We start from the raw sequence: 12,666 nt of genomic DNA, 5'->3' as shown, positions 1-12,666 counted from the left end.
TTATCTATCAATAACGACACTCAAAACGCACGTTAAGCTGGACAATGAATATAAAAATGGGTTGCGCACAACTTGTGCACGCAACCCTATATACAAGAACAAAAATAAATTCTTATATAATTAGTGCTTATTCAGCAGCACCTTTGCCAACCTCAACGCGAGCAAAGGCAAGAGCGGTGCCGCCAACTTCCTTGAACAAGTCACCAACGCTCTTGGATGGATCCTTAACGTATGCCTGCTCGAGAAGTACAGTTTCCTTGAAGAAGGCGTTCATACGTCCTTCAACAATCTTTGGAACAATCTTCTCTGGCTTGCCTTCAGCTAAGGACTTCTCGGTTGCAACGCGACGCTCAGATTCCAAAACTTCTTCTGGAACATCTTCACGGCGAAGCCACTGCGCACCCATAGCGGAAATCTGCAAAGCAGCTTCGTGAGCAACCTTTGCACCAGCTTCGTCAGTAGCAATCATGGAAACGATGCTTGGAGGCAATTCCACAGACTTCTTGTGAGCGTAAATCTCAACGTGTGGACCGCTTACCTTAGCAACCTGACCAACCTTGACATGCTCGCCGAACAAAGCTGCTGCTTCTTCAACCGATTCCTTAACAGTTGCACCATCAGCTGGGGCTGCAAGTACTTCTTCAGCAGTAGAAGCATTAGCTTCAACAGCATGGTCAAGAACAGTGTTTGAGAATTCCACAAACTTTGGTGTCTTTGCCACAAAGTCAGTTTCAGAATTCAACTCAACTGCGTAACCAGTTTCGCCTTCAGCAGACTTAACAACCTTAGAAGCGACGGTACCTTCCTGAGCCTTACGACCTTCACGCTTACCAGCTGCCTGAATACCCTTAGCACGGATGATTTCCTTAGCGCGGGCAACGTCGCCTTCAGCTTCAGTAAGAGCCTTTTTAACGTCCATCATGCCGGCGCCAGTTTCTTCGCGCACCTGCTTAATCAACGCTGCAGTAATTGCTGCCATTTTGTTCTCCTCGTATCAATATGATTCTTAAAAGCTGCAAAAAGCAAAATCAATTGGATTTTGCAGCTTCTAAATAAGAATCTGGTTGCAAATTAGCTTATCAGGCGTTTGCCTCAGTATTTTCTTCCTTGGCAGGCTTAGCTTCAGCTTCGCCTTCCTTGGTGAGCAATTCCTTCTCCCAAGCTGCCATTGGCTGAGCATCATTACCTTCAGACTTAGCGCCCTTACCGGCATGCTCAAGCAAACCTTCAGCTACAGCATCAGCCATCAAGCTAGTCAATAACTCAATGCCACGAATAGCATCGTCGTTGGCAGGAATTGGATACTCAACAGCCTCAGGATCAGTGTTGGTATCAACAATTGCTACAACTGGGATACCAAGCTTATGAGCTTCTTCAACAGCCAAAGCTTCCTTGTTAATATCAACAACGAACATGGCGGATGGAGTGCGGTTCATGTTGCGAATACCACCGAGCTGCTTGGAAAGCTTGTCCTTCTCGCGCTCGAGAAGCAAAAGTTCCTTCTTAGTCAAGCCGGATCCACGAACATCGCTAAAGTCCATTTCCTCAAGTTCCTTCAAGCGCTTTACGCGAGTAGAAACAGTCTGGAAATTAGTCAACATACCACCAAGCCAACGCTCGCAAACATAAGGCATGTTTACGCGAGTTGCCTGATTCTGTACAGCTTCCTGAGCCTGCTTCTTAGTACCCACGAAGAGAACAGTGCCGTTGTGAGCAACAGTCTGCTTGATGAAGTCATAAGCCTTGTCGATCATGTCGAGAGACTTGAACAAATTGATGATATGAATACCATTGCGCTGGGTAAGAATGAACTGCTTCATCTTTGGGTTCCAGCGACGAGTCTGATGACCGAAGTGCAAACCAGCCTTCAGCATTTCGCTCATGGTAATCTGTGCCATATCTATATACCTTTCTTGTCGGTTATTTCCTGGCCATGTCTGTTCGCATGCAACTTGGTTAACACATGTCTAAATCCAAGCCGACCGACACGAACGGACGCGTACATGGCGCGTATTTGCGAATCCGTGTAGACAATAAAAAGCGAGCAATCATACAACGCGGCAATACTCATGCTCAAAATGGACACGCAAAGAGCGATTATATCAGATGCTCAATACTAAAAATCGGCATTCTTGTAGTGATAAAAGCAACAAAAACGCCGATAATTTTTAAAAAATTATTTACGCATAAAGCATAAAAACTAAAACTTAGTTACGCATATTATTGCGCAACTCACGCAACGCTTGACGGCGCACGTCCTTTTCAAGCCTATCTAAATAAATATGACCATCTAAATGATCACACTCATGCTGAATCATTCTAGCCATAAGACCTTCACCTTCAAGCACTACAGTCTTACCATCTAAATCAATTCCACAAGCTCTAGCATAATTTGCACGCCTAGTTTTGTACCATAATCCAGGAACAGAAAGGCAACCCTCGTCGTCGTACTGTTCACCTTTTAGCTCTTCAATTACGGGATTTAAAATATAGCCGATTCGACCATTTATATTGTAAGAAAAAGCTCTAAAACTTACACCAATCTGATTAGCAGACAATCCAGCTCTACCTGGGTCATTTACCGTTTCCAATAAATCATCAACTAAATGTTTCACAGCTGGCGTAATTTCACGAATCTCATCACAAGGAGTTCGCAATACGGGATCCGGAACAATACGAATTTTTCTAATAGACACTCGATTACTCTTTCTTTTATGTAAGTAGAAATAACGAAAACAACTACAAATATGTAAGCTTTTTACTCGACATGTTCATTATGATCACTATGCGATGTCGAAGAGGAATCTGATGAAGATTCTTCACCAAAACGCTTCAAATGATTCGCAGCTTGATCGATAGCTTGACGTACTCGAGGAGTTACAGCTTCCTGAGCTTGCTTAACAGTCTCCTGTGCTTGCTTAACAGTCTCCTGTGCTTGCTTAACAGTCTCAGTAGTTTTATCGAGAATCTTTACAGTTGCTGGCAAAGGACGAGTATTAGGCTTTGGAGCATACAATTGCGTTTCGATAATATCAGCATAGCGAGCAAGAATCTTCGGACGAACAATCTTCATACTTGGAGTCAAGGTTCCAGCATCTTGAGTAAATTCATCTTGCAAAATAACAAACTTACGAACAGACTCAGCGCGAGAAACAGTACTATTAGCTTGGTCAATAAATTGCTGAATTACTGAACGCACTGCTTCGTTAGTAGCAATCTCACTCATAGTAAGGTTAACATCCATACCCTTATTCTTTAGCCAAGAACGAACCATATCTGGATCAAGCTCAATTAAAGCAGAAACGAATGGCTTACCATCGCCCACTACTACAGCATGAGAAACTAATGGGCATTGAGCAATAATACCTTCCATAGGAGCAGGACTTATATTCTTGCCACCGGCAGTAATAATAATATCTTTTTTGCGACCAGTAATAGACAAGAATCCTTCATCATCTATTGAGCCAAGATCGCCTGAATGCAACCATCCATCTTCATCAATAACTTCTGCAGTGAGCTCAGGCTTATTGAAATATCCCATAAATACGTTAGGACCTTTAATAAGCACTTCATCGTCGTCAGCAAGACGGATAGCTATACCAGGACCAGGTCGACCTACAGATCCAACTTGATTTGCATGCTCAAAATTAACTACACAAGGAGCGGCAGTTTCAGTCATTCCATAGCCTTGAATAAAAGTAATGCCATCAAGACCATTAAAGAAATGAGCCAAATCAGCATCCATTGGAGCTCCACCGCAGGCCAACCATGAAAGATTAGGGCCTAAAGCTGAGCGAATAGACGAGCCAACTGTTTTCATATACATCGCGTGATTCATGCGTGCAGCAAGAGAATGAGTTTTACCTTCAACATTGTCGCGAGACCATTGAATGAAATGTTTTACAGCTTTAGCAAAGATACGACCCTTTATACCAGCACCAGCTTTTTGTGACGCAGCATTATAAACTTTTTCAAAAACTCTAGGCACGCCAAGTAAATACGTAGGCTTAAAACTACGCAAATCAGCCAAAAGATGCTTAGCATTAGGCACATATCCAATAACACCGTGAGCACCAATAGCAACATATTGAATGTACCGAGCAAAACAATGCGCCAATGGAAGGAATAAAAGCAAACGATTTGGCTTGCATAACATATCGTTAAGAACATCATAACCAGCAAAAACAATATGCGTAAAATTACGATTTGAAAGCATTGCGCCTTTAGGTCTACCAGTCGAACCAGAAGTGTAAACAATAGTAGCTAAATCATCTGCCTTAACAGCATCAACAGCTTTATTAAGCTCATCATCAGTAGTAGATTTACCAAAATCAACAACGGCTTCCAAGCCACCAGCTTTGAAATTAAATACGGTTTTCAAAGTTATATGTTTATGATCCTGACGAACACGCTCTAAGCATTGAGCATGCGCATCGTCTCCAGCAAAAGCAATAACTGGCTTAACTTCATCGATAATGTCAGCTGCCTGCAATGCTGAATCTGTTTCATAAATAGGAATGCTTACAGCACCAATACATGCACAAGCAAAATCGACAACACCCCACTCATAGCATGTAGCAGAGTAAATAACAACTTTGGAGCCATGCTGAACTCCGAGCGCTATTAAGCCTCGAGCTACTGCACGAACTTTCGCGAGCATTTCAGATGAAGTAACATCATGCCAACGACGAGTTTCATCGTCTTGCCATTGAGCAACCAAGTCTTGTGGGCTACGCATAGCACGATTGGCGAGTAAGGAATAAATGGTATCACCGTCTTGAGTTGGGTGAATGGCTTCTACAGCAAATTCTCGGAGCATATTATTTATTGTACTTGATAACAGAATCGACACGACTGCACGAAGTACAAAAAATAATACTTAATATTGTCATTTACAAACAAACACTGGGAAAAAACTTAGATTCTACAAGTCGTACAAGTTAGAATGTTTAATCTTACAAAAGTGAACCCCTTTATTGCTAAAATTGTTGAAAAATCAGCAAATCAAGCAATAAGGGGCTCATATTTATTTGAATATATGTACATAAGTCTTCAAACGCATTATCATAGATGTCTTATTTCAGCTACCTACTATAAGCGACGATTTTATCCTAGATCTGCATACGTGCAAATCCAACGATTATTTTTCAATTCCAAAGATAACGACGCCCAGTATTTCACAGGTCCTGCACAAATGCGCACAACACCTTCAAAATGATTCGGGCTGACTAACATTCCATTAAACAAACTCGGAACTGCAGGAAAACTACGCACAGCAGAGCGAGTTTCCGAATCGTTATTATCAGTGAAATACTCATCCATCAGTTTCCACATGTTAGTTAATTTAGTAATACAACTTTTTGTTAGAAGCTGCGACATTGCTGGAGAAATAGGCCTACCTCTCGAAATATCTGCAGCTATACAAGCAATTTGACAAGTTTTTAAAGCTAAATTAACAAAAGCCTGCTCATCTCTACTGTCGAAATAACACATTCCAACATGGTATTTCAAGCATTCACGAGAAAAACCAACACTAACTTCACCCTCATATACAGGCAAGCTAATACGAGGTCTACAGAAAACATGTGGAGGATCCTCGTCATTGTTTTTCTTAGTCTTTGAGGACTTATCTTTCAGCTCATCATCACTGTAATCGTTATCATCCATGCCATAGGCATCAGCAAAATCTATCTTCATATTTCTCTCCTGTTTTAACAATTATTTAAAACTGTTGTTATTTAAAACTTGTTAAGTTTATATTTCTACAAACTAAACGAGTTTAGATAAAAGCTTACAACGTAATTTTTCTCTAACTGCGTAATTAATAAAAATGTGGATAAATTACAAAATATTCGTCGTTTTCATTGAAAATAAACGATTTTATGCGTGTTGAATTATACACATTACGGTTTAAAAGAATAGCAAATATAGTTAAAAATCATATTTATACATGAATCAATAGAATGTTCATATAGATATATGCATTTTGAAAACAAAAATAGCGGTTCAGAACAAATTACTGAACCGCTATATTTTATGCAATAAGCATCATACTTAACACTAACGAATATCTTGATGGAATGGATTAAATACTACACTACAACGCTGGAAGCTCTTAACATCAACATAACCTGTAGAAGCCATTGTTCTGCGCAATGCACCAACAAAGTTTGTAGTACCATCTGCTTCATGACTTGGGCCAAAAAGAATATTTTCTAACGGAGCTACAGTGCCAACATTTGAGCGCATCCCACGAGGAAGTGATGAATGACGAGCCTCAGCGCCCCAATGAGTGCCATGACCAGGAGCCTCAGTTGCGCGAGCTAATGGAGTACCAAGCATAACTGCGTCAGCTCCAACTGCAAGAGCCTTAATAAAGCTGCCGGAATTACCCATTCCGCCATCAGCAATAATTTGCACGTAACGGCCGCCGGATTCATCCATATAATCCCTACGAGCTTCAGCAACATCCGCAATAGCAGTAGCCATAGGTGCTTGCACCCCTAAAGTATTCATGGTTGCGGATACTGCTCCGCCGCCAAATCCAACTAAAATACCTGCAGCTCCAGTTCTCATCAAATGAAGAGCAGAAGTATAATCTGCGCAACCTCCAACAATAACAGGAACATCGAGATCGTAAATAAACTTCTTTAAATCAAGAGGTTCATGATCTTTAGAAACATGTTCCGCAGATACTGCTGTTCCGCGAATCACGAATAAATCAACACCAGCTTCTAGAACAGTGTTATATAATTCTTGCGTGCGTTGTGGAGAAAGAGCTCCTGCTACTGTCACTCCAGCATCTCTGATTGTATGCAAACGCTTTGCAATCAATTCTGGTTTGATTGGCTCAGTATAAATCTCCTGAATGCGGCGGGTTGCAATATTTGACGGCAACTCAGCTATTTCTTTTAACAAAGGTTCTGGATTCTCATATCGAGTCCATAAACCTTCTAGATCAAGAACTCCAAGACCACCCATTTGACCAATTGCAATCGCAGTATCCGGGCTAGTAACAGAATCCATCGGAGCAGCAATAATTGGGATATCAAACGTGTAAGCATCTACTTGCCATGAAGTAGATACAGCTTGAGGATCACGCGAGCGGCGCGAAGGAACAATAGCAATATCGTCAAGCGAATATGCAACTCGGGCTTTTTTGCCCAAACCAATTTCAATTTCCTGAGACATACTTCTTAGGCTAGTGCCTTATGCTGACGAGTTACGACTCATAGTAAGACTCATGGTAATTCAAAAGCTACTTATCATTATTTTTACGCAAAGCACTGTATATAGCTTTTGCTTTATTCTCGCCAATTCCAGGTACTTTTTGCAAATCTTCTAATGAAGCATTTTTCAAAGATTTTATTGAACCAAAAGATGCAAACAAACGCTTGCGATACACTGCTCCAATTCCAGGAATTGCATCAAAAGTAGAATGCAATGAACCTTTTCTTCGCAATTTACGATGATACGAAATAGCAAAACGATGAGACTCATCTCTAGCGCGCTGCAATAAATACAATCCTTCTGAGCTTCTCTTAAAAATGATTGGATAATCTTCGTCAGGAAGCCACACTTCTTCAAGCTTCTTAGCTAAACCACAAACAGTAATATCACTTACGCCAGCATCTTTCATAGCTCTTTTAGCAGCTTTTGCTTGTTCTTTTCCTCCATCGACAATAATTAATTGAGGTTTATAAGCAAAATGCCGCGCACTAGTCAATGAATTAGCTGAAAAATGCTTATTAGAAATACTGTTAGCATCGCAAATATTAATATCAGATGAGTCAGATATATCTGATGAATCTGATGCATTTGTATCAAGCCTATCTTCTACATAAACATCTTTATGCTTAAATCTTCGCAATAATGTTTCATAAACAGCACTTAAATCATCTGTTTTACCATCACCATGTTCACCTCGAACCGCAAAATGACGGTACTCACTAGGACGAGCAACACCATCTTCAAAAACAACCATAGAAGCAACTTGATAACTGCCATCAACTGTATTTGAGATATCATAACATTCAATTCGCAAAGGAGATTTACTCATTCCAAGCGCTTTTGCTATTTCATTCATAGCTTCTGTTCTCATATCTATGCTGTTAATACGGCTAGATTTTATGCGTTTCAATTCCTGACTAGCATTATCGTTTGCACGATCCATAAGAGCACGTTTTTCTCCGCGCTCTGCAACTCTAATACTTACTTGAGAACCACGAATATTGCTAAGCCACAATTCAAGCTCTTGCTTACGTTCTTCAGAAATTTTAATTGGAACTATAATCTCACGAGGAACAGGCGAAATAGGAGCAAGTAAATCCTCACGACCTGTTCTCTCTTGACGTTCACGACGAGTTTTAGTAGCTTGTGCTCGCAATATTACATCAGTTGCAGTAGCTTGTTGCGTAGAGCTAACAGCGTCGCGAACTTTCTTAATGCTAATAGTATCTTCATGGTTTTGTGTGTAATTTTGCTCATATTCTGCGTATACGCGAGTTAATAAATCAGCTATAAGATCACTGTCACTGATATGCTCATTTCGTTCTACTGACCAATTTTTCTCTCCACGAATCATTCCAGCTCTGACAAAAAATACATGAATTGACGCTTCAAGCTCATCTCCGCAGAATCCAAAAACATCTGCTTCTACATCATTGTCAAACACAACTGCATTTTGTTGCAAAATAGTGTTCAAAACAGCAATCTCGTCACGCAATTTAGCTGCACGCTCAAATTCTAGCTCTTCACTTGCTTCTTTCATCTCGTTCTTAATTTGTGAAATATAAGACTCTCCAACACTGCCTGTAAGTATGCCAACTACATGTTCTACCATCTTGCGATGTTCGCTAGGATCTATGTTTCCTATACAAGGAGCTGAACATTTACCAATCGAAGCAAATAAGCAAGGCCTACCAGTCCTATGAGCTTTGTTAAAAACAGAGGATGAGCATGTGCGAATAGGAAAAGTTTTAAGTAAAGAATCTAAACTATGACGAAGAGGCCACACTTTTGCATACGGACCAAAATATCTAGCATGCCGCGCACTACGATTTCTAGTAATCCATACTCTTGGAAAAGTTTCTTCTAGCGAAACTGCAACATAAGGATATGTTTTATCGTCACGAAAAACTACATTAAACCTAGGATTAAAAGCTTTAATCCAAGTATATTCAAGTGTAAGAGCCTCAAATTCAGTGCTTACAACAGTCCATTCCAAACTGCGAGCTGTAAGAACCATAGATTGAGTTCTGGGATGAAGTTGGTAAAGAGGTTGAAAATAATTCGCTAAACGATTGCGTAAATTTTTTGCTTTTCCAACGTAAATAACTCGCCCCTCGCCATCACGCCACTTGTATACTCCAGGTTGCGCTGGAATATCACGAGAAGCTGGACGGAATAAATCACGAGTATCACCAAGCAATGGAGCTCCTAATGCATTTACTCTTTCATTATCAAATGATGAATCTTTCGAAAACTGTTCATCTATCATTTCTTGCGTTTTACGCCATTTTTCACTATCTCTCATCCTATTTTCTTCTTGCAAATCATATGGTTTATAAGAATTTTTATTAAGATCATTATCTTTCATTTTCACCTCCTTTCCTAAACAAGATTTATGCAACTATTCATAAGATTTGTCGAATAAATTTCTAAGTTCGCAAATTACAAATCGGTAACTTTTTTGAACGCTTAATGTAACATTTGCTTAAGGAATTTACCTGTCCAACTCTCGCCATTACGCGCTACGCTCTCAGGACTACCTTCTGCAACTAAGGTTCCGCCTTTATCTCCTCCTTCTGGACCTAAATCAATAATCCAATCTGCAGATTTGACAACATCAAGATTATGTTCAATTACAATAACACTGTTGCCTTTATCTACAAGAGATTGCAAAACCGCTAGAAGTTTCCTAACATCTTCAAAATGCAGTCCAGTAGTAGGTTCATCAAGAATATAAACTGTTTTACCAGTAGATCTTCTCTGCAGCTCTGTAGCAAGCTTTACTCGTTGAGACTCACCGCCAGAAAGCGTTGTTGCGCTTTGACCAAGACGAATATAGCCCAAGCCAACTTTTACTAAAGTATCTAAATACCGAGAAATAGAAGGATATGCTTTGAAAAATATTGCAGCTTCACAAATAGGCATATTAAGAACATCTGCAACAGACTTTCCATTATATGTAACTTCCAAAGTTTCACGGTTATAACGTTTACCATGACAAACTTCGCACTCTACGTATACGTCAGGCAAAAAGTTCATTTCTATTTTTAAAGTACCGTCGCCATGGCATGCTTCGCATCTGCCTCCTTTAACATTAAACGAGAAGCGACCAGAACCATAACCACGAACTTTTGCTTCTGGAGTCTGAGCAAACAATGAACGTATTTTATCCCAAACACCAGTGTAAGTTGCTGGATTAGAACGAGGAGTTCTTCCTATAGGATTCTGATCGACATGCACTACTTTGTCACAAAGCTCAATACCATCAATACGTTTGTGTTTTCCTGGCACAATTCGAGCACCATTTAGTTTGTCTGCAAGAACTGGATACAAAATTGAGTTTATAAGTGTTGATTTACCAGATCCAGATACACCCGTTATGCATGTGAATACTCCCAAAGGTATGCTTATATCAATATTTTTTAAATTATGCTCATGGGCATTAATTATATGAAGCATACGATTTTCGTCTACACTACGACGTTGTTCTGGCACATCTATTGAGCGTCTGTGAGCAATATAATCTCCAGTAATTGAACGCTGAGCTTTAATAATTCCATCAGACGGACCTGAATATACTACTTCTCCTCCATGCTCACCAGCTTCTGGACCAATATCAACAAGCCAATCAGACTGACGAATAGTATCTTCATCATGCTCAACAACAATAAGCGTATTACCAAGATTTCGCAGATGATGCAATGTTGCAATCAAACGCTCATTATCTCTTTGATGCAATCCAATAGACGGCTCATCAAGCACGTACATAACACCAACTAAACCTGATCCAATTTGAGTAGCTAAACGAATACGTTGAGCCTCTCCACCAGACAAAGTTTTTGCAGCTCTTGAAAGAGTAAGATAGCTTAAACCCACATCGTTCAAAAAACCAAGTCGAGCACGAATCTCTTTTAATATTTCTGTTGCAATTACTGCTTGAGAACCATCCAAATGCAAAGCATTTACCCATGCTAGACTTCGCTCTACTGGCATATCGCAAACTTCAGCTATGGAAGTATTAGATACTGTAACCGCAAGAACTTCTGGGCGTAAACGCTTTCCATTACATTTTTGGCATGGAACTTCACGCATATACGACTCATAATATTGACGCATTTGATCAGAATCAGTTTCGTCATGTTTGCGCATAAGCGTACGAACTACACCTTCAAAGCCAGTAGAATATTCACGCTGACGCCCCCACCTATTTGTGTAGGAAACTTGAACCGTGAAATCATGACCATACATGATGTCATGTTTAACGTCTTCCGCTAGATCCTTCCACGGAGTATTCATATCAAAATGCAAATCTTTAGCAAGTCCTGAAAGTATGTGCTGATAATACATTCCAGCTGACTTATTCATTGCCCACGGCTCAATAGCTCCTTGCGCAAGAGATTTGTCTGGATCCGGGATAACAAGTTCAGGATCAATTTCGAGATTGTATCCAATGCCAGAACATTCAGAGCAAGCACCATAAGGAGCATTGAATGAAAATGTTCTAGGCTCGATCTCATCAAGCTCTAATTGATGATTATTTGGACATGCACGATGTTCCGAAAATGATTTACGACGCGTTTGCGAGTCTTCTGGTTCGTCAACAAAATCAGCAATTACTACTCCTTTAGATAGTTTTAATGCTGTTTCAATCGAATCAGTTAATCGAACACGAATGCCATCTTTAATAACTAAACGGTCTACTACTACTTCAATTGTATGTTTCTTCTGTTTAGTAAGAGTAATATCTTCAGAAAGCTCATGCATTTGCCCGTCAATAATCGCACGAGCATAACCATCTGAGCGTAAAAGCTCAAGCGTGTCTTTAAATTCTCCTTTACGACCACGAACTACTGGAGCAAGAATTTGCAATCTCGTACGTTCTGGCATAGCAAGCAATGAATCTGTCATTTGCTGAGGAGTTTGAGAACTTACTATTTGACCACATTCAGGACAGTGAGGCACACCAATCCTTGCAAACAATAATCGCAAATAATCATATATTTCTGTAATAGTTCCAACAGTAGAACGAGGATTGCGATTCGTAGTTTTTTGATCAATAGAAACAGCAGGACTTAGACCCTCAATAAAATCAACATCAGGCTTATCCATACGCCCTAAAAATTGGCGAGCATAAGCACTAAGCGACTCAACATAGCGTCGCTGACCTTCTGCAAAAAGCGTATCAAACGCAAGCGAGGACTTACCAGATCCAGAAAGACCAGTAAAAACAACCATACGATTCCTAGGAATCGACAAACTTACATTTTTTAGATTGTGCTCTCTAGCACCCTGGATAGTTATTTTCCATTCAGAAGGAATATTAGATAAATCAGCTATAAAAGTACCGTTGTTAGCGCACATAGGAGCATTATCAAGCAATTCTTGTAACGAGTCGTTTTGTTCATTCGCCTGTTCTGACACAATTACCTCCACACT

General features: G+C 40.1%; 8 protein-coding genes. All 8 read right to left on the bottom strand.

The window, feature by feature from the left end; genetic code table 11:
* Nucleotides 1-127 precede the first annotated feature (127 nt).
* A complete protein-coding gene (tsf, locus tag HXT32_RS02605) occupies nt 128-979 on the bottom strand; it encodes a translation elongation factor Ts (RefSeq protein ID WP_076002884.1) in 852 nt (283 codons plus the stop codon).
* A 100-nt stretch (nt 980-1,079) separates the two neighbouring features.
* Nucleotides 1,080-1,898, bottom strand: a complete 819-nt coding sequence (gene rpsB, locus HXT32_RS02600; protein WP_032842488.1) for a 30S ribosomal protein S2 — start codon at nt 1,896-1,898, stop codon at nt 1,080-1,082.
* A gap of 309 nt (nt 1,899-2,207) precedes the next feature.
* Nucleotides 2,208-2,696: a peptide deformylase gene (locus tag HXT32_RS02595; RefSeq protein ID WP_004108893.1), complete on the bottom strand. Its 489-nt coding sequence runs from the start codon at nt 2,694-2,696 to the stop codon at nt 2,208-2,210.
* Between the two features lie 62 nt (nt 2,697-2,758).
* Nucleotides 2,759-4,819, bottom strand: coding sequence for an AMP-dependent synthetase/ligase (locus HXT32_RS02590; protein WP_422119030.1), 2,061 nt, complete (start codon nt 4,817-4,819; stop codon nt 2,759-2,761).
* Between the two features lie 287 nt (nt 4,820-5,106).
* On the bottom strand, nt 5,107-5,697 hold the full coding sequence (locus tag HXT32_RS02585; RefSeq protein WP_004108888.1) for a hypothetical protein: 591 nt from the start codon (nt 5,695-5,697) through the stop codon (nt 5,107-5,109).
* Nucleotides 5,698-6,060: 363 nt separating this feature from the next.
* The gene (locus HXT32_RS02580) at nt 6,061-7,191 is read right to left on the bottom strand and encodes a GuaB3 family IMP dehydrogenase-related protein (RefSeq protein ID WP_004108887.1); all 1,131 of its coding nucleotides are present in this window, start codon (nt 7,189-7,191) and stop codon (nt 6,061-6,063) included.
* Between the two features lie 67 nt (nt 7,192-7,258).
* Nucleotides 7,259-9,598 (bottom strand): excinuclease ABC subunit UvrC, encoded by a 2,340-nt coding sequence (gene uvrC / locus HXT32_RS02575; RefSeq protein ID WP_415707580.1) that lies wholly within the window; start codon nt 9,596-9,598, stop codon nt 7,259-7,261.
* A gap of 101 nt (nt 9,599-9,699) precedes the next feature.
* On the bottom strand, nt 9,700-12,591 hold the full coding sequence (gene uvrA, locus HXT32_RS02570) for an excinuclease ABC subunit UvrA (RefSeq protein WP_415707588.1): 2,892 nt from the start codon (nt 12,589-12,591) through the stop codon (nt 9,700-9,702).
* Between the last annotated feature and the right edge of the window lie 75 nt (nt 12,592-12,666).

It is taken from the genome of Gardnerella sp. DNF00747 (genome assembly GCF_049262675.1).
Lineage (GTDB): Bacteria > Actinomycetota > Actinomycetes > Actinomycetales > Bifidobacteriaceae > Bifidobacterium > Bifidobacterium swidsinskii.
The sequence above is the reverse complement of the archived record's forward strand: the minus strand, read 5'-3'. Positions and strand labels throughout refer to the sequence as shown.